Source organism: Roseovarius arcticus, assembly GCF_006125015.1.
Classification (GTDB): Bacteria; Pseudomonadota; Alphaproteobacteria; order Rhodobacterales; family Rhodobacteraceae; genus Roseovarius; species Roseovarius arcticus.
Genome location: NZ_SZZN01000001.1, coordinates 381,607 through 399,250, shown reverse-complemented (window position 1 = coordinate 399,250; position 17,644 = coordinate 381,607). Strand labels below are relative to the sequence as shown.

16 protein-coding genes are annotated in these 17,644 nt (G+C 58.4%); 8 read left to right on the top strand and 8 right to left on the bottom strand.

Annotated elements, in window-relative coordinates; genetic code table 11:
- The first annotated feature begins 83 nt into the window (after positions 1-83).
- The gene (locus MK6180000_RS01930) at positions 84-740 is read left to right on the top strand and encodes a helix-turn-helix domain-containing protein (RefSeq protein WP_138933201.1); all 657 of its coding nucleotides are present in this window, start codon (positions 84-86) and stop codon (positions 738-740) included.
- Between the two features lie 9 nt (positions 741-749).
- Here MK6180000_RS01930 and MK6180000_RS01925 read toward each other — a convergent pair whose 3' ends face one another.
- The 4 genes from MK6180000_RS01925 to MK6180000_RS01910 form a co-directional block, all read right to left on the bottom strand.
- Positions 750-1,817 carry a heme-dependent oxidative N-demethylase family protein gene (locus MK6180000_RS01925; protein WP_138933200.1) on the bottom strand — a complete coding sequence of 356 codons (1,068 nt, stop codon included), beginning with the start codon at positions 1,815-1,817 and terminating at the stop codon, positions 750-752.
- Positions 1,818-1,881: 64 nt separating this feature from the next.
- Entirely contained in the window at positions 1,882-2,844 is a 963-nt protein-coding gene (locus MK6180000_RS01920) for a PDR/VanB family oxidoreductase (protein ID WP_138933199.1), read from the bottom strand.
- Positions 2,841-3,437: a dimethylamine monooxygenase subunit DmmA family protein gene (locus tag MK6180000_RS01915; RefSeq protein ID WP_138936295.1), complete on the bottom strand. Its 597-nt coding sequence runs from the start codon at positions 3,435-3,437 to the stop codon at positions 2,841-2,843. The genes MK6180000_RS01920 and MK6180000_RS01915 overlap by 4 nt, the downstream gene beginning before the upstream one ends.
- A gap of 79 nt (positions 3,438-3,516) precedes the next feature.
- The gene (locus MK6180000_RS01910) at positions 3,517-4,665 is read right to left on the bottom strand and encodes an aminomethyl transferase family protein (RefSeq protein ID WP_138933198.1); all 1,149 of its coding nucleotides are present in this window, start codon (positions 4,663-4,665) and stop codon (positions 3,517-3,519) included.
- Between the two features lie 261 nt (positions 4,666-4,926).
- Here MK6180000_RS01910 and MK6180000_RS01905 point away from each other — a divergent pair, with 261 nt between their 5' ends.
- The 5 genes from MK6180000_RS01905 to glnT all read left to right on the top strand — a co-directional run bounded on the left by MK6180000_RS01905 (position 4,927) and on the right by glnT (position 11,060).
- Positions 4,927-6,504, top strand: a complete 1,578-nt coding sequence (locus tag MK6180000_RS01905) for a trimethylamine N-oxide permease (RefSeq protein ID WP_138933197.1) — start codon at positions 4,927-4,929, stop codon at positions 6,502-6,504.
- A gap of 173 nt (positions 6,505-6,677) precedes the next feature.
- Positions 6,678-7,607, top strand: a complete 930-nt coding sequence (locus tag MK6180000_RS01900) for a class II glutamine amidotransferase (protein WP_138933196.1) — start codon at positions 6,678-6,680, stop codon at positions 7,605-7,607.
- The gene (locus tag MK6180000_RS01895; RefSeq protein ID WP_138933195.1) at positions 7,608-8,285 is read left to right on the top strand and encodes a GltB/FmdC/FwdC-like GXGXG domain-containing protein; all 678 of its coding nucleotides are present in this window, start codon (positions 7,608-7,610) and stop codon (positions 8,283-8,285) included.
- Between the two features lie 10 nt (positions 8,286-8,295).
- Positions 8,296-9,639, top strand: coding sequence for an FMN-binding glutamate synthase family protein (locus MK6180000_RS01890; RefSeq protein ID WP_138933194.1), 1,344 nt, complete (start codon positions 8,296-8,298; stop codon positions 9,637-9,639).
- A gap of 89 nt (positions 9,640-9,728) precedes the next feature.
- The gene (gene glnT, locus MK6180000_RS01885) at positions 9,729-11,060 is read left to right on the top strand and encodes a type III glutamate--ammonia ligase (RefSeq protein WP_138933193.1); all 1,332 of its coding nucleotides are present in this window, start codon (positions 9,729-9,731) and stop codon (positions 11,058-11,060) included.
- Between the two features lie 112 nt (positions 11,061-11,172).
- Here the strand turns inward: glnT and MK6180000_RS01880 are convergent, their stop codons facing one another.
- Positions 11,173-11,550 carry a rhodanese-like domain-containing protein gene (locus MK6180000_RS01880; RefSeq protein ID WP_138933192.1) on the bottom strand — a complete coding sequence of 126 codons (378 nt, stop codon included), beginning with the start codon at positions 11,548-11,550 and terminating at the stop codon, positions 11,173-11,175.
- 97 nt (positions 11,551-11,647) lie between these two features.
- Between MK6180000_RS01880 and MK6180000_RS01875 the strand changes: the two genes are divergently transcribed.
- Positions 11,648-12,370, top strand: coding sequence for a FadR/GntR family transcriptional regulator (locus tag MK6180000_RS01875; RefSeq protein ID WP_138933191.1), 723 nt, complete (start codon positions 11,648-11,650; stop codon positions 12,368-12,370).
- 123 nt (positions 12,371-12,493) lie between these two features.
- The gene (locus MK6180000_RS01870) at positions 12,494-13,828 is read left to right on the top strand and encodes an NAD(P)-binding domain-containing protein (RefSeq protein WP_138933190.1); all 1,335 of its coding nucleotides are present in this window, start codon (positions 12,494-12,496) and stop codon (positions 13,826-13,828) included.
- A gap of 350 nt (positions 13,829-14,178) precedes the next feature.
- On the opposite strand, the gene MK6180000_RS01865 is transcribed toward MK6180000_RS01870, so the two are convergent.
- The 3 genes from MK6180000_RS01865 to MK6180000_RS01855 form a co-directional block, all read right to left on the bottom strand.
- The gene (locus MK6180000_RS01865; RefSeq protein ID WP_138933189.1) at positions 14,179-14,607 is read right to left on the bottom strand and encodes a hypothetical protein; all 429 of its coding nucleotides are present in this window, start codon (positions 14,605-14,607) and stop codon (positions 14,179-14,181) included.
- Between the two features lie 223 nt (positions 14,608-14,830).
- On the bottom strand, positions 14,831-15,256 hold the full coding sequence (locus tag MK6180000_RS01860; protein WP_138933188.1) for a globin domain-containing protein: 426 nt from the start codon (positions 15,254-15,256) through the stop codon (positions 14,831-14,833).
- Positions 15,253-17,622 (bottom strand): trimethylamine N-oxide demethylase, encoded by a 2,370-nt coding sequence (locus MK6180000_RS01855; protein ID WP_138933187.1) that lies wholly within the window; start codon positions 17,620-17,622, stop codon positions 15,253-15,255. Before MK6180000_RS01855 ends, MK6180000_RS01860 begins: the two co-directional genes overlap by 4 nt.
- Positions 17,623-17,644 lie beyond the last annotated feature (22 nt).

Genomic DNA, 17,644 nt, shown 5'->3' with positions numbered 1-17,644 from the left:
TACATCCATAAATCTTGTCCTGCGCTGGAAAATTGCGCATTGTCCAAAGAGATGAGCGCACCCGCGCTGAGGCAGGACTTAACATGACAATTCAAAAGATAGACCAGAGCGAGGCTGTTAGGCTGACCCAAGATCCGCACCGCGCGCCGCGCGAGGATCGCGAGAATGTGCTGGAAATCGCCATCGGTCGCGAATTGCGCGCCCATCGCCGCAAGCAAGAGATCACTGTAGCCGAGCTTTCGGCCAAGACCGGCCTCAGCATCGGGATGCTGTCCAAGATCGAAAACGGCAACACCTCGCCCTCGCTAACAACGCTGCAGACGCTGGCCAACGCACTGCGCGTGCCGATCACCGGCTTTTTCCGTCGGTTCGAGGAAAACCGCGAATTCGTGCACACCAAAAGCGGCAAAGGCATGGAACTGGAGCGTGCGGGCACGCGCGCGGGGCACCAGTACAATCTGTTGGGCCATATTGGATCAAACGGGTCGGGCGTGATCGTAGAGCCGTATTTGATCACGCTCAGCACCGAATCCGACGTGTTTCCCACCTTTCAGCATGGCGGGATCGAGACGATCTATATGTTGGAAGGCGCCGTCGATTATCGCCATGGCGACGAAGTTGTTTCGTTGCTGCCGGGCGATACGCTATTTTTCGACGCCGACGCACCGCACGGGCCAGAGCGGCTGGTAACCCTGCCGTGCCGGTATCTGTCGATCATCTGCTATCCGCAGAACGCCTAAAATCGCCGGCTACGACTGTAACGCTGGCTCAGTCTCGATGTCAGGCCATATCCCCGGCGATGTCGGCAATCCGTCGTCGAATTTCGCCAAGTAATCCAGCATCATAGGCCGGTTCGCGGCAAAGCCCTTGTACTCGGCCAGCTCGTCCGGCAGGTCGCGGATGACGCGGTGCAGGCGGCGGCCCCATTTCGGCACGCTCATCAAATCCTGAAACGCGCACAGATAACACCGGATCGGGAACACCATAGCGTTGGATCGCGGCAGGCGGAAAAATGTCTGCAACTCGACGCGCAGATGCTGCTTGGACCCCAAATTCTCGGGCGTTAGCGTCGTCTTTTGCACGCCCCATTTGTGATAATTCTCGGGGCTGGTATCCAGTAGCGGATTGACCGTCATGGTCCAGTTCAGGCGCCGTACCGGGCTGCCTTGCTGAATATTCAGCAGGAATTTCAACGCCCGCACGAATATCCCCTTCTCATGCGCCAATGGCACGGGCGCGTGCCACTCAAAGAAGTTCATGCCCATATCGAAATCCAAGCTCCAGTCCGCTTGGGTGGTGATCATACCGGCGTCCATCCAGAGGTTGTCGTCGCGCTGGTCCAGCAGGGCAAAATCGCCTTGGGTCTGCCGGGTAATGTACTCCATCGGGCCGTAGGGCAGCGTCGTCTCGTCAAGGAAGGTAAAACTGTCGTCGATCCCCAGAGGCTTGTTGATCCAGCGCCATTTGTCGCCGTCGCGATGCAACTGAAACATGTCCGGGTAATCCTCGGACTTGGACACCATGATCAGCTCCAGCAGGTCCCAGCCCGCCAGCGTCATGTGCGGCAGCGACTGGCAGCGCAGCGGATCGGCCGCCAGAACCAGCGCGCGGTCGCGCATCTCGCTGACGTAGTGCTCGTCCACATCAAAGCGGTTGTCGAAAATTGATCCCTCGCGGCCGCCTGCATGCGGCTCCATGTTGACGGAATACATGTAGTCGTCTTTGTCGAACGGGAATGGGAACCGTTTGATCGCCCATGCGGAGTTATGGAACGAGTAGTCGTCACGGAACGTCTCTTCGTTGAATTGGATTGTCATTTCGTCTCTCCCTAACACCCCGTGCGTCAATGGCTCTTCGACCATTCAAACCGAGGCCTGAGTATCAGCGGTCCAGCACCAGCGTCTTGCCGGTAAAGCGGCTAACGCACGGCATGATTTTCTCGTTTGAAGCGTGCTCGTCGGGCTCTAGCCAGTGATCGCGATGCTCAATCTTGCCATCGCATTCCAGTACATTCGTCTCGCATTGCCCGCAGGCGCCGCCGCGGCAGAGGTAGGGCGCGTCGACACCTGCCCGCTCGATCGCCTCCAGCAGGCTTTCGTGCTCGCTGACCTCGATCACCTTGTTTGACACGGCCAGCTTCACCTCGAACGGCTTGCCGGGCTTGGGCGCTAGGAATTCCTCAAAATGCACGGCCTCGCGGGGCCAGCCAAGCTCCTTGGCGGTGCCGCGCACCCAGTCGATCATTCCCTTCGGCCCGCAAATGTAGATATGCGTGCCCAGTGGCTGACCGTCCAACAGATGCTCCAGATCAATAACTTGATCTTTGTCATTATAGTAGACATGCACGTCATTCGGATGCTCGGACGTGAGCTCTCGTGCATAGCTGGCCAGATCTTCGCTGCGCGCGGAATAGTGCAGCTCCCAATTGCCATGGTTGCGATCCAGCTGTTTTATCTGCGCCATGAACGGCGTGATGCCGATACCGCCCGCGATCATCAGGTGCTTTTTTGCGCGCAGGTCGAGGCTGAACAGATTGACCGGGTTCGACAGGACCATCTCGTCGCCAACCTTGACGTTCTTGTGCAGGAACAACGATCCACCCCGCCCCTCGTCGTCGCGGCGCACAGAGATGGTGTAGGCATCGCGGTCGCTTGGATCGGACATCAGCGAATAGGGGTTCAGGCGGGTGCGCTCGCCATCCTTCATCTCGACGACCGTGTGCGCGCCCCCCGAAAATGTCGGGAGCAGACTGCCGTCCAGCGGCTCAAACTTGAACCGCGTGACCAGATCGTTCAGCGGGACGATTTCAGTCACGCGAACCTTTATCTTGGTGGCCCCGCTCATTCGTAAATCCTCTTCTGCGCGGGCACATTGCCCGGATCCTCGGCATCGACGCAGACGCCCTGATAGGCGGCCAACCGGCGCGAATAGTGATCGCGGACAAACAGGTTCAGCCCGCAATGGGAGCAAACAAAAGGATCAACCTCGACATTCTCGGTGATGCCCTTGCAATGCACGCATTGCATGCGGCGAGCCGTCGATCCGCGATGTTCGGTCTGGATAGCAGTGTGCGGAATGCCTGCGCTGACAGCTTCCTGCATCGCCTGCCCCATCAGCCCTTCGGTGCCGGTCAGATAGACTTGCAGCCCCATATGCGCGTCCTGCAGAACGCGGCGAATACGCTGCAATGACGCAGAATAGCTCGGTCCCTCATAAAACTGCGCCGGTTTCAGATCGCGCAGCTTGCCCGCATAATCTGCGCCGTTAGGGATGTAGATGATGTGGCTCATGGCCATCAACTCGGGCGTGGCAATGTCCACAATAGCGTCTGCACCCTCCGCGTCGGCGATCATCAGATGATGCTTGCCCGCACGCGCCTCAAGGCGGCCCCAGACGGGGCGGCTTTTGATCGAGGGGGGGAATTCAAACTTCGACATATGCGCCAGTACCTCTTTCTTGTCGGCCTGTATCATGTCCTGCGGCAGGACCTTCCCCCGCCGCAGGTTATCATGTGGCTTAGCCCTTGGCCGTGCGTACCTTCTTGTCTTTGTCATAGAAGGGCATCTCGGCTGCGACGGCAGGGATCTCAGTGCCGTCCTCATTGCGCACCGTCAGCTTGGTGCCGGGTTTGGCCGCGTCTACCGGCATACGCGCGATGCCAACGTTATGCTTGTTGACGTAGGACATCATACCATAAGTGACTGTCCCGACCTTCTTGCCATCTTGCAGCAGGTCTGCGCCCTCGTCGGCGGGTGTCTCGCCCTCCAGCTTGACGCCGTAGATCTTGAATCGCTCGCGGCCCTCCAACGCATAGTGGTTCTCGGCGCCGATAAAGCCGATCTTGCCGGGCGAGACGACAAAGCCAAGTCCCAGCTCCCACAGCGTATCGCCGGCAGGGTCGCCGTTTTCGTGCGGGTATGTCTCGGAGTTGTCGCCGGGAAAGAACAGCAGGTAGGATTCGGTGCGCAGGCGGTCCAAAGTGCTGAACTGCACAGGGCCGATGCCCATTTCTTTGCCGTCCCGCAGGATGTTGTCCCACAGTTGCACGACATGCTTCTTCTGGCAAAATATCTCGTAGCCGCGCTCACCAGTATATCCGGTGCGCGAGATCATTACGGGGCAACCGTAAAGCTTGGTCTGCATGATACCGAAATAAGCCAGATCGCGGATGCCCGGCACATGCTTGTTCAGGAAATCAACAGCGACGGGACCTTGCAGCGAGATGTCATGCAGATCGTCGTCAAAGGTAATCGCGACGTTTTTGCCCGCCGCTACGGATGTCATCGATTCCATACCTGCGCCTGTACCGTGGACGACCAGCCATGAGTTGACCGACAGGCGGTAAATTACGCAATCGTCGATGAACATGCCCGCTTCATTCAGCATCGCGGCATAGACCGCGCGGCCCGGCATCAGCTTCTCTACGTTGCGGGTGGTGGTGCGGTCGATGACGTGTGCGGCGTCGGGTCCGGTCAGGTGAACCTTCTTTAGGCCCGACACATCCATCAGGCCAGCCTTGGTGCGAACTGTCTCATAGTCAGCCTGCCCGCGGGCTTCGCTACGGTCATAGAACCATGCGGTCCCCATGCCGTTCCAGTCCTCCAGCTCGCCGCCGATTTGCGCGTGGCGGTGTGCAAGTGCGGAGTGTCTCCAGATAATCGCCATGTCATGGTCCCCTGTCCATAGAGTCAGATTTCATCAAAGCATTGAGCATGAGCCGCAGTCAAAAAGCAACATTCTCATGCAATAATTTTTCCTGTGGCGGCGTACACGAAAATGAAGCGCATCTGCCAGTATGTCAGCCTGCCTGCTGCGCCCACGATTGACAAGAGGCGGCAAAAACGTCCCTATCGAAAATTAATAAAATATTCCTGCCAGGCAAAAAGCCGCGAAAAGAGCAGGAGGGACAGCAAGGAGAGATAAGAGATGACGACAGGAAATTCTAGCGGCGGAGGCAGCCTACAAAGGGCGATCGGCTGGAAAGACGCCTTTTGGATGGCATCCGGCGTGCCTGCGCTGGTGCTTTTTTCCATCGGTGGAATCGCCGCGACGATCGGCAATCCGTCATGGGTAATCTGGATGCTATCGGTCACGTTCGGCTTCTTTCAGGCGTTCGTCTATGCCGAAATCGCAGGTTTGTTCCCCAACAAATCTGGCGGCGCGTCGATCTATGGCGCCGCCGCCTGGGTGCGCTATTCCAAGATCATCGCGCCCCTGTCGGTCTGGTGTAACTGGCTGGCATGGACGCCCGTTCTGGCCATCGGCGGCGGATTGGCCGCAGGTTACGTGCTGACATCCCTCTTTGGCGCCGAATCGGCGATCAACGCGTGGGAGATCACGCTGGTAAACCTCGACTTTCTGAATGCGGGCCTGACGCTGCGTATCAATGCCGTATCTATCGTCGGCTCGGCGATCCTGCTGTGCGTGTTCATCGCGCAGCACAAGGGCATCTCGCAGGCGGCCAAGTTGCAATCGATCATCGGCCTCGCCGTTCTGATCCCGCTGCTGATCGTGGGTATCGTCCCGCTGCTAACCGGTGACGTGCTATCCGAAAACCTGCTTCCGCTTGTGCCAATTTCGGGCGAGTGGAATATCGAGGGCACGACGCTGTTCCTTGGCGGTTTGTTCATCGCCGCATGGTCGGCCTACGCGTTCGAAACTGCGATCTGCTACACCAGCGAGTTCAAAGATCCACAGCGCGATACCGTGCGCGCAATCATCGCCGCCGGCGTGATTTGCGTCGTGGTCTATACGCTGGTTCCCCTTAGCTTTCAGGGTGTTCTCGGCGTCGAGGGTATGCTGGAGCCGGGCATCGTTGACGGATCGGCTGTCGCAGGCGCGATGGCAGGTATGGTTGGCGGCGGTAGTATTATCGCCAAGATCATGGTGGTCATGCTGTTTCTGGCCCTCGTGCTGGCAATCATGACGTCGATGGCAGGCTCGTCCCGCACGCTTTATCAGGGGTCAGTCGATGGTTGGCTGCCAAAGTATCTGTCGGGCACGAATGAGCATGGCGCGCCGGTCAACGGCATGTGGACGGATCTAGGCTTCAACCTGATCCTGCTCTTGATGTCGGACTACCTCTTTGTCCTCGCAGTATCGAATTGCTGCTATCTGGTGTTCAACTTTCTGAACCTGCACTCAGGCTGGCTGCACCGGATCGACAACGCGGGCGCGCATCGCCCGTGGAAGGCACCAAATATCCTGCTGTGGATCGGCGGCACGCTGGCCTTCGTCAACGCCATGTTGCTGGGCGCTGGCGCGAACGTCTGGGGCGAGGGCACGCTGCGCTCGGCCATTATCGCGATTGCGCTGATCCTGCCGGTGTTCTGGTATCGTCACTACATCACCGACAAGGGAAAATTCCCCTCCAAGATGCTCGAAGATCTGTCAGTGGGCGGCAATACCGACCTCAGCCAGCGTAAGGCGGGCATGCTGCCCTACATCACGCTGGCCGCTGGTGTGGTTGTGGTAATCATCTCAAACCAGGTGTTCCAGCTGTGAATTTTACCGCTACAACAGAGCTATAAGACAATTTGGCCGCCTCGTACCGGGGCGGCCATTTTACGAAAACAACCATTTACTCTTGCCTCAAATGAAAATTTGTTTCTTGTTAGTTGAGTGACGCTGCCTTTGGTGCTAGCTTCAGAATCGACATCACAGAAGGATCAAAGCCCATGTGCGGGATCGTAGGACTTTTTCTCAAGGACAAGTCGCTTGAGCCGAAACTCGGCCAGATGCTGACCGATATGCTGATCACCATGACTGACCGCGGCCCCGATAGCGCGGGCATCGCGATCTATGGCAGCGAGACGCGCGGCAAGGTGAAGCTAACAGTACAATCGGACACGCCAGACCGCGATTTTGCAGGACTGGACAAGGACCTGCAAAAGGCGCTGGGCGGCGACGTAACTATGCGCGTCAAGGACACGCACGCGGTGATTGAGGTCGACACTGCATGGGCCGCCGCTGCGCGGACCGTGCTGGCTGACCTGCGGCCTAACGTGCGAATCATGAGCACCGGCGAGACGCTGGAGATATACAAAGAAGTCGGCCTGCCGAAAAACGTTGCCGCACGCTTTGACATTTCGTCGATGACGGGCAGCCACGGCATCGGCCACACCCGCATGGCGACAGAATCCGCCGTGACAACAATGGGCGCACACCCGTTCAACACCGGCCGCGATCAGTGCCTGGTGCATAACGGGTCGCTATCGAACCACGCCAGCCTGCGCCGCAAGCTGCGCAAGGCCGGCATTCATATTGAGACCGAGAACGACACAGAGGTCGGCGCGGCCTACCTGACATGGAAGATGCAGCAAGGCGCAACGCTAGGCCAAGCGCTCGAAAGCAGCCTCGACGATCTCGACGGCTTCTTCACTTTCGTTGTCGGTACCAAGGACGGCTTTGGCGTGGTCCGCGATCCCATCGCGTGCAAGCCCGCGGTCATGGCGGAGACGGACCAGTATGTCGCCTTCGGGTCAGAGTACCGCGCGTTGGTGAACTTGCCCGGCATTGACTACGCCCGCGTGTGGGAGCCGGAGCCCTCGACCGTCTATTTCTGGAGCCATAACGCCGCTCCGACCGCAACCGAGAAGGCCGCTTAAATGCAAACATTTGACCTCGAAGCGCAAGGTTTGCGCAATCTGAATGCGGCGCTGCAATCGCAGACCAAAGATACCAACCAAACCGCTTGGGAAATCGTCAACGCCAAGGGCAGCCACGCTATTGCCGTGGGCCTGGACGCACCCATCGAGGTCACGGTCAAAGGGTCGACCGGGTACTATTGCGGCGGCATGAACAAGCAGGCGACGATCCGGGTCAAAGGGTCCGCCGGACCCGGCGTTGCCGAAAACATGATGAGCGGCACAGTCATTATCGACGGCGACGCCAGTCAGTATGCTGGCGCCACCGCGAATGGCGGCACGCTGGTCATCAAGGGCAATGCCAGTTCGCGTTGCGGTATTTCTATGAAGGGCGTCGACATCATCGTGCACGGCAATGTCGGCCACATGAGCGCGTTCATGGGTCAGTCTGGCAATATGGTGGTCTGCGGCGACGCGGGCGACGCATTGGGCGACAGCATCTATGAAGCGCGTCTTTTCGTGCGCGGCACCGTGAAATCGTTGGGCGCGGACTGCATCGAAAAGGAAATGCGCCCCGAGCATATTGAGATCCTGACAGATCTGCTGGAGCGCGGCGAAAGTGACGCCAAGCCCGAAGAGTTCAAGCGCTACGGCTCGGCGCGCAAGCTCTATAATTTTGATATCGACAATGCATATTGAGGGAGGCGACATGAAAGACGATTCCAAAGGCGCACCGCGCACCGTACCCATTCAGTCGGCCACCTTCTCGAACCCGACAAACGCCGAAATTCGCCGCGCAGCGGCCACCGGCATTTATGACATTCGCGGGGGCGGGTCCAAACGGTCCCTGCCCCACTTTAACGACCTTCTGTTTCTGGGCGCGTCCATCTCGCGCTATCCCCTCGAAGGGTATCGCGAGAAGTGTGACACCAAAGTTGTCCTTGGCACCCGCTTTGCCAGAAAGCCGATTGAGCTGGATATTCCCGTGACCATCGCGGGCATGTCCTTTGGCGCTCTGTCTGGCCCCGCCAAAGAGGCGTTGGGGCGCGGCGCAACCATGGCCGGCACCTCGACCACCACTGGCGACGGCGGCATGACCGAAGAAGAGCGCGGACATTCATCCAAACTGGTCTATCAATACCTGCCCTCGCGCTACGGCATGAACCCCGATGACCTTCGCCGCTGCGACGCCATCGAGATCGTCGTCGGCCAAGGCGCCAAGCCCGGCGGCGGCGGTATGCTGCTGGGCCAAAAGATCAGCGACCGCGTGGCCCAGATGCGCAACTTGCCCAAGGGCATCGACCAGCGCAGCGCCTGCCGCCACCCCGACTGGACGGGTCCCGACGATTTGGAGATCAAGATCCTTGAGCTGCGCGAAATCACTGCGTGGGAGAAGCCTATCTACGTTAAGATCGGCGGCGCGCGACCCTATTTTGACACCACTCTGGCGATCAAGGCCGGCGCGGATGTCGTCGTATTGGACGGCATGCAAGGCGGCACAGCAGCGACGCAGGACGTGTTCATCGAAAACGTCGGCCAGCCCATCTTGGCCTGCATCGGCGAGGCGGTTCGCGCGCTTCAGGACATGGACATGCACCGCGAGGTGCAGTTGATCGTCTCGGGCGGTATTCGCGGCGGCGCGGACACGGCAAAGGCGCTGGCCTTGGGCGCCGACGCTGTTGCCATCGGCACCGCGGCGCTGATTGCGCTGGGCGACAACGACCCCCGTTGGGAGGCAGAGTATAACGCGCTCGGCACCACCGCGGGTGCATATGACGACTGGCACGAAGGCCGCGATCCGGCTGGCATCACCACCCAAGATCCCGAGTTGATGAAGCGGTTCGATCCCGTTGAAGGCGGCCGCCGCTTGAACAACTTCCTCAAGGTGATGACGCTGGAGGCGCAGACCATCGCGCGCGCCTGCGGCAAGAACCATCTGCACAACCTAGAGCCCGAGGATCTGGTCGCGCTGACGATGGAGGCCGCGGCGATGGCCAAGATCCCGCTCGCCGGAACCAACTGGTACCCCGGCAAGCCCGGTACCAGCTACTGATCGCAGAGCATTCGGGCGCGGCACTTATTGTGCCGCGCCCTTTTTGCTTTTAGCCTTCCCAAAAACGAAACAACAGGGACACAAACCGTATGACTACCGATCTGGCCAAATTCGCTAAGGATAATGGCGTCAAGTACTTCATGATCTCCTTTACTGACCTTTTTGGCGCCCAGCGTGCCAAGCTGGTGCCGACCCGCGCCATCGCGGGTATGCAAAAGGACGGGGCGGGTTTTGCCGGCTTCGCCACCTACCTTGATCTGACGCCCGCCCACCCCGATATGCTCGCCGTGCCAGACCCGTCATCGGTGATCCAACTGCCGTGGAAGCCCGAAATCGCATGGGTCGCCGGTAATTGCGTGATGGAGGGACAGGACGTCGCCCAAGCCCCGCGCAATGTGCTGCGCCGCTTGATCGCCGAAGCCGCAGCCGAAGGTATGCACATCAAAACCGGCGTCGAAGCCGAGTTTTTCCTGCTGACACCCGAGGGCACACAGATATCCGATCACCTCGATACGGCGGGCAAGCCTTGCTACGACCAGCAGGCAATGATGCGCAGCTACGAGGTCATCCGCGAGATCAGCGACTACATGTTGGAAATGGGCTGGGGCGCCTACCAGAACGACCACGAGGACGCCAACGGCCAGTGGGAAATGAACTGGGATTTCGACGACGCACTGACGATGGCCGACCAGCACAGCTTCTTTAAGTTCATGACCAAGACTGTCGCTGAAAAGCACGGCATGCGCGCCACCTTCATGCCCAAGCCGATCCCAGGCCTGACCGGCAATGGCTGCCATGCTCACATCTCGGTCTGGGATGCGCCCGGCAAGGATGCCAAGGTCAATGTGTTTGCCGCCGAAAAGAGCGATAGCCCCACGGGCGAGCTGGGGTTGAGCGAGCAGGGCAAATACTTCCTTGGTGGCATTATGAAGCACGCCAGCGCGCTGGCGGCGATCACGAACCCCACCGTCAATAGCTACAAGCGCATCAACGCGCCGCGCACAAATTCGGGCGCGACATGGGCACCTAATTCGGTGACGTGGACGGGAAATAACCGCACGCATATGGTGCGCGTCCCCGGCCCCGGCCGTTTCGAGCTGCGTCTGCCGGACGGCGCCGTGAACCCTTATCTGCTTCAGGCTGTGATCATCGCGGCTGGCCTATCGGGCGTGCGCAGCAAGGCCGACCCCGGCAAGCGGCACGACATTGACATGTATGCGGAGGGTCATAAGGTACGCGGCGCACCCAAGCTGCCGCTGAACATGCTCGATGCGATGCGCGCCTACGACAAGGACAAAGAGCTGAAGTCGATGATGGGCGATGAATTCTCGGCTGCGTTCCTCAAGATGAAGCGCGAAGAATGGAGCCGGTTCGTCTCACACTTCTCACGCTGGGAGCGTGAGAACACGATCGACATCTGATCGGCTTTGACATCCGGCAATAAAAGGGCGGGCCATTGCGGTCCGCCCTATTTCGTTTGCTGCGCGCGCCATTTGTGCCCGCCTATGCCGACAGTCACTTGCCTGAATTACACTACTTTTCCTTGCGCATCTTCTTTGGCGCACCGGTTGCCAGATCCGTGCCCACGTAGTCTTGGCCGGCATCCTTCCACGCGGCCAAACCGCCCTCCATATGCGCGATGGGTCCTAGCCCCGCTGCAAGGCACATCGCCGCCGCCTTGCCCGAACGCACGCCCGACCCGCAGTGCAGCACGATGCGCTTGTCGCTCTGACCCGGCAACGCGCCCGGCTCAAACTCCTGCAACGCCATTAACAGCGCGCCGCCGATCCGCTCTAGCGCATGTTCCTGCGGGGTACGCACATCGATCAGCACGATCTTATCGCGTGCCTGCGCTACCTCGGCGGCGGTCCATATTTCGACTGTCCCATTGTCTGTCTGTTCAGTTTTCATATCTTGCTCCTCTTGCAACATGCGCGCGCACAAATTCCCGATGTGCGGCCGCTCGCCTTTGTGTAAACTGAAGCGGACACACGCGAAAGGATGCCCAATGACGATGGCCCAGATTACCGCTGCCCTGACGGTATCATCGCAGATGAGCGCGACGGTCCAGACCGTGGTGGACACCATTTTCGGGCGCATCCGTAGCGGCGAATACGCCGTGGACGAGCGCCTTCCATCCGAACGGACGCTGTCGTCGGACCTTGGGGTTGCGCGAAATACAGTGCGCGAGGCGCTGGAAGTTTTGGAGAGCAACGGCCTGATCCGCCGCCGTGCGGGCAGTGGCAGTTTCGTCAATCCGCAGACCAACGGCGCGCCGGCCGTGTCGAACAGCGAAATTGCGGCATCGTCCAGCCCGCTGGATTTGCAAGTGATCCGCGGCATTCTTGAGCCTGACATGGTGCGCCTCGCGGTGGTCAACATGCCCCCCCGCGATATCGAGGCGTTGGGCAAAATCCTCAGCGATATCGAGGCGGTCCATACAGATGCCGGCGCCTTTGTGCGCCACGAGGAGGCATTCTACCGCAAGATTGCCACCGGTACGGGCAACCCTTTGATCGCGGGCTGCTATGATCTGGTGATCGACGCTTGCCGTCAGAGTTTTCGCAGTGCGCAATTGCGCCGCCATCTGACACCCGCCCGAATTGAGGCCTATCAAAAGCGCTATAATAGTTTGTTCAACGCCATCGCCGCCCGCGACACTGATGCGGCGGTAGAATTCATTAAGCTGCACCTGATCGAAGAGCAGCGTCAACTGCTCCAAGAAGGCTGAAAAGACGCGCCTACGGGCGTTTAACGGACCAAAATTCTTGACTCCCGGCGATGCCGCCGGTTCAATTGGTCCATACCAAATGAACCAGACATAAAAACCGGTTTGAACCAACGGGAGACATAAATGACAAAACGTATCGCAATCCTCGGCGCCGGCCCTTCCGGCCTTGCACAGCTGCGCGCATTCCAGTCAGCCAAGGCCAACGGCGAGGAAATCCCCGAGATCGTCTGCTTTGAGAAGCAGGATGATTGGGGCGGCCTCTGGAATTATACGTGGCGCACTGGCGTGGACCAATATGGCGAACCGGTGCACGGCTCCATGTATCGCTATCTGTGGTCAAACGGCCCCAAGGAAGGTCTGGAATTCGCCGATTACTCGTTTGAGGAGCATTTCGGCAAGCAGATCGCCAGCTATCCCCCCCGCGCGGTGCTGTTCGACTACATCGAGGGGCGCGTGAAAAAGGCCGACGTGCGTGGTCAGATCCGGTTCGAGACGGTCGTGCGCCATGTCGAAAAGATAGATGGCAAATTTCATGTGACCGTCTGCGACCTGCCGAAGGATCACGAATATACCGAAGAATTCGATCACGTTATCTGCGCAACAGGCCATTTCAGCACGCCGAACGTCCCGGATTTCAAAGGCTTTGACAAATTTCCGGGCCGTATCTTGCACGCCCACGACTTCCGCGATGCGCTGGAGTTTAAGGGCCAAGATCTGCTGATTATCGGCACGTCATACTCCGCCGAGGATATCGGCAGCCAGTGCTGGAAATACGGCGCCAACACGATCACCGTCAGTCACCGCACCGCGCCGATGGGCTATAAATGGCCGGATAATTGGCAGGAAGTGCCTTTGCTGACGCACGTTGACGGCAAGACCGCGCACTTCAAGGATGGCACCACCAAGGATGTGGATGCGATCCTGCTCTGCACCGGATATCAGCACCACTTCCCCTTCATGGAGGATGCGCTGCGCCTGCGCACGGCCAACCGTCTGGCATCCAGCGATCTTTATAAGGGGGTCGCGCTCGTCGATGATCCGGACATGTTTTATCTGGGCATGCAGGACCAGTGGTTCACCTTTAACATGTTCGACGCACAAGCATGGTGGGTCCGCGACGCGATCATGGGCAAGATAGCGATCCCCGGCAAAGCCGAGCGCGAGGCCGACGTCGCAGACCGCGTCGCACTCGAGAACAAGGGCGAGGATGACTATGACGCCATCTGGTATCAGGGCGACTACGTCAAGGAACTGATCGACGAGACGGACTATCCCAGCTTTGACGTCGAAGGCGCATGTCAGGCGTTCAAGGCGTGGAAGGGCCACAAAAAGGAAGACATCATGACCTTCCGCAACAACAGTTATACGTCCGTTATAACAGGCACCAAGGCGCCCAAGCACCACACCCCGTGGAAAGACGCGCTGGACGACAGCCTGGAAGTATATTTGCAGAATTGATTTTTGGTTAGTGTAATGAGGCCAAAAGCGCGGTGGGGAACTACCGCGCTTTTTATTTAGCTCGGATGATCGGCGGCCTGCACTGCCTTAACTTTTTTTGGCAGCCCCCCGTTTCATCCCGCCGAAGTTTGGAGTTGAATTGATGCTGCTCAAAGATGGAATTGTCCGCTTTGAGCCCTGAGTCACCGATGCTGCACGATGCTCGAATGGCTGCTATCATAGGTGAGGCGAAAACGTTCAACAACTGCTGGGGTTTTGAACGGGGTTTTTGGCAGTGGAAAATCAGTCCACTTTCAGTGGTTCCAAAAAGGAGGCTTTTCGGCGGGTCTAGTTTTGGCCTCGGAAACGTTTCAGACAAGAGTTTCGAAGTAGGCCCTGCCCTGTTCAAAAGCAATGATTAAAAGAATGAGGCCAAACGCTTGAAGGTAAGTTTTGAATTTGATTTCACGCCACTTCGCTTCGGCTTCCAAAGCATATGAACCGAGAGAAGTCGCTGCACGCCAACATGCAAACGCCCCAATCAAAAAACCTGCGGATGCAGTAGTATAAAAGAAGGTGTCTAGTGAGCCGGTCCAGATAGCGTACACCGCAGGAACAATCATAAGGGCGATAGAGGCTTTAGCTGGACCTTTAACTCTGATGACAAAGCCCGGCGTGCGGTTTTCAGCGGATTTGGCGTCCATTTCTCTAACAGCACCAAATATCAAGACCGACCAGCACAGAAAAAATGCGAGGCAGAGACCAGATACTTTCGTAACAAGAATCGCTAATTCAATCATTTTTTAGGAAGTACAGCAGGGGCAAACAAGCGGTCAAGAGGTCGAAACATGATAAACACTGTTCAGGACGATGCGTCATCGGGCGCAGGCTGGGTTGCCGTTGAAAACCGGCCGTCTGATGAACAGCTTCATCGAAGCCGACAATGGCGCAACCGCAGCGAAATGGTGGTTTGTCCCGCACAGCGGCCATTCACGCCACACCAGACCAGCCCCCAACCAAGGCTCAGATATTCGCCTGCCGCACGCTCCCCTCGCCCACCACAGCGCCGTCATTCACCAGGACCAGTGCCACCCGGCGCAGTGTGGCGCGCACCCGCTCGACATGCTCGCCGCTATGACCCAGATCGGCCAATGCTCGGTCCCACAGGTTCAGCCAATTCTCGGCGTCCTTTTGCATGATGGGGATGTGTTCGTGGATGAGCTTCACGTTCATATGCCCGTGAAGCTCTTTGAAATATTGCCGCCCGCCAAAGAACCCGCAGAGGAATTCGAACTGCCCTTTTCGCGTCGCCGGAATACCGTGGCCGTCCATATGAAGGCGCACAATCTGCGCGCCCTCGGGTTGCGATTCGACAAGATCGTAGAAGTGCTCGACAAGCTGCTTGAGTGCGGCCTCGCCGCCCAGTTTATTGAGCACTGTCTCTGTCATGATCTGGGGCGTTCCTTTTTGGGATCGTATGCCGCAAAGGGTACAATAGTTGCGGGCAGTCGTTTTTGATGTCCGTCAAGTTTGCCAACTTCGACCTCAGTCCCGAACTCGGCGTGCGTTACGTCCACGCGGGCCAGTGCGATGTTCTTGCCCAGCAGAGGCGAGATCATCGACGACGTCACTTCACCGATTTGCGCGCGCCCGATATGGATGCAATCGCCGTGTGACACCTGCACTTGGCTGTCGATTTCCAGCCCGACCATTTTGCGCACCGGATGCTCCTTGCGGCGGATCAGGGCGTCGCGGCCGATGAAATCATCCTCTTTGGATTTCAGCGGCACGGTAAATCCGATACCCGCCTCAAACGGGTCAGTTTGATCGGAAAAATCATAGCCAGCAAAGATCAGACCAGCCTCGATACGCACCATATCCAGTGCCTCCAGACCCATCGGCTTGATCCCGAACTCTTGGCCGGTCTCCCAGATGGCATTGAAGATCTCGGCGCAGTCCTTGGGGTGGCACATCACCTCGTACCCCAGCTCACCGGTATAGCCTGTGCGTGATACGACAAAGGCGGTGCCCGTCTCATTGTGCAGGCGCGCTGGGGTAAATCGGAACCAACCCAACTGGTCAAACTCGGGGTTGTGCGGCGCAGTCCAGACCAACTTGCGCAGCAGATCGCGGCTGTTGGGGCCCTGAATAGCGACGTTGTGCAACTGGTCGGTGGATGAGCGGATCAGCACCTTCAGCTCCAGCTTTTCCGCGATCTCGCGGATCCACTCTCCGCCGTAATCCGTGCCACCGATCCAGCGGAAATTGTCCTGCCCCAAGCGGAACACGGTGCCGTCGTCGATCATGCCGCCATGTTCATAGCACATCGCGGTATAAACCACTCCGCCGACGGCCAGCGTCTTCATGTTGCGCGTGAAAACGTACTGGCACAGCTTTTCAGCGTCAGGGCCCAGAATTTCGAACTTGCGCAGCGGGCTAAGATCCATGATTGCGCACGCTTTGCGGCAGGCCCAGTATTCCTCAATCGGGCCGGTCTCACCAAAGCAACTGGGCAGCCAATAACCGTTATACTCCACGAAATTACGCGTCAGTTTTGAAAAGCTCTCGTGAAATCCGGTTTCTTTGGTCATCTTGGCCTCTGAATTGGGTGTTGGGCGGAATGCTATTGCCCGCGAGAATTTTTCTTCGCCGCTATAGGTGCGAATGTGAATGTCGGTCGGATTCCACCCATTGGCGACGGTTGTATCGTCTGGGCAGGCAGAACTGACGCAGACGATATCGGTCAACGCACGTAGCAGCACATAGTCGCCGGGGCGCGACCAAGGCTCGTCCGTGTACATCACGCCGTGATCGTCGATGCTGGTGTTGAAGAAGAAGTTGATCGCCATCCAGCCGATCCGCGCGGCAACGTTATAGTCCTTCAGAGCGTTGTTGAAATTGGTCGAGCAGTTCACGTGACCGGGATAGCCAATATCGTTGTAATATTTCTCCGAGCAGGCCATCGCGAAGGCATCGTGGCGCCCGCAGGTGTCCTGAACCACCTCGACCAGAGGCAGCATCTCCTGATCGTAATACTTTGCGTGCAGGCCGGGCATTGGATAGGCGTGGCCCATCAAGGTGCGCGTGGTCGTTACATCGAGTGCGTGCTCGATCCCCTTGTCCAGTTTGGACGCGGAAAAGCACTCAAAATCTGTGCATTGGCGGCCATCCACATCTTGAATCTGGATGTAGTCGCCCGCCTTGACGAAATACGATACGGCGGTGGCGCTATGCACCCGGATGCTTTGCAGCGGGTCAGCCAGCGGATCAGGCAGCGCAAACTTTGCCAGCCGCTTGATAACGGCGCGGGTCACCATCACGGTCAGCGGCGTTACCGTATCTTGGGCCTCAAGGTCCATCGCGCCGCCGGGCGCCGCGACGATCAGGATACCGTCACGCTCTACCGCGAAGCTTTGTTCAGACTTGGCAGGTGTGCTGGCATCCCAGAATCGGTGTGCGCGCGCCTTTGACAGGTCCAGTCCCCGCGCCTCCAGCCCCATACGCAGGCCGCGCAGCGACTGGTCGTTGGCGGTCAAAAGAGCCTTCAGTCCCGACGCATCGCTATTGGGTGCGCCGCCGATGATGGCAGGGTCGATCACGCCTTTTTCATCTGCCGCGACCACCTCGCAAGGCTGGCCGCCCTCGTCATTGATGATTGTGAAACGATCGCCAGCCTCGATGCGAATCAGCATAGCACCGCCGCCTTCGATCACGTATCGCTCGACGCCGGGCGGCATCGAAAATACGCTTGGTTCGATTATTTTGCTAGGGCGCGGCGGCCCGGGCTGGACCCTTGCGTAGTTATCGTCGAGCATCGTTCCACCTCCCCAATCGATG

What these genes read in the sequence shown, in the direction of transcription:
- MK6180000_RS01930 (WP_138933201.1), top strand. Translation starts at nt 84, where the DNA reads ATGACAATTCAAAAGATAGACCAGAGCGAGGCTGTTAGGCTGACCCAA.
- MK6180000_RS01925 (WP_138933200.1), bottom strand. Translation starts at nt 1,817, where the DNA reads ATGACAATCCAATTCAACGAAGAGACGTTCCGTGACGACTACTCGTTC.
- MK6180000_RS01920 (WP_138933199.1), bottom strand. Translation starts at nt 2,844, where the DNA reads ATGAGCGGGGCCACCAAGATAAAGGTTCGCGTGACTGAAATCGTCCCG.
- MK6180000_RS01915 (WP_138936295.1), bottom strand. Translation starts at nt 3,437, where the DNA reads ATGTCGAAGTTTGAATTCCCCCCCTCGATCAAAAGCCGCCCCGTCTGG.
- MK6180000_RS01910 (WP_138933198.1), bottom strand. Translation starts at nt 4,665, where the DNA reads ATGGCGATTATCTGGAGACACTCCGCACTTGCACACCGCCACGCGCAA.
- MK6180000_RS01905 (WP_138933197.1), top strand. Translation starts at nt 4,927, where the DNA reads ATGACGACAGGAAATTCTAGCGGCGGAGGCAGCCTACAAAGGGCGATC.
- MK6180000_RS01900 (WP_138933196.1), top strand. Translation starts at nt 6,678, where the DNA reads ATGTGCGGGATCGTAGGACTTTTTCTCAAGGACAAGTCGCTTGAGCCG.
- MK6180000_RS01895 (WP_138933195.1), top strand. Translation starts at nt 7,608, where the DNA reads ATGCAAACATTTGACCTCGAAGCGCAAGGTTTGCGCAATCTGAATGCG.
- MK6180000_RS01890 (WP_138933194.1), top strand. Translation starts at nt 8,296, where the DNA reads ATGAAAGACGATTCCAAAGGCGCACCGCGCACCGTACCCATTCAGTCG.
- glnT (WP_138933193.1), top strand. Translation starts at nt 9,729, where the DNA reads ATGACTACCGATCTGGCCAAATTCGCTAAGGATAATGGCGTCAAGTAC.
- MK6180000_RS01880 (WP_138933192.1), bottom strand. Translation starts at nt 11,550, where the DNA reads ATGAAAACTGAACAGACAGACAATGGGACAGTCGAAATATGGACCGCC.
- MK6180000_RS01875 (WP_138933191.1), top strand. Translation starts at nt 11,648, where the DNA reads ATGACGATGGCCCAGATTACCGCTGCCCTGACGGTATCATCGCAGATG.
- MK6180000_RS01870 (WP_138933190.1), top strand. Translation starts at nt 12,494, where the DNA reads ATGACAAAACGTATCGCAATCCTCGGCGCCGGCCCTTCCGGCCTTGCA.
- MK6180000_RS01865 (WP_138933189.1), bottom strand. Translation starts at nt 14,607, where the DNA reads ATGATTGAATTAGCGATTCTTGTTACGAAAGTATCTGGTCTCTGCCTC.
- MK6180000_RS01860 (WP_138933188.1), bottom strand. Translation starts at nt 15,256, where the DNA reads ATGACAGAGACAGTGCTCAATAAACTGGGCGGCGAGGCCGCACTCAAG.
- MK6180000_RS01855 (WP_138933187.1), bottom strand. Translation starts at nt 17,622, where the DNA reads ATGCTCGACGATAACTACGCAAGGGTCCAGCCCGGGCCGCCGCGCCCT.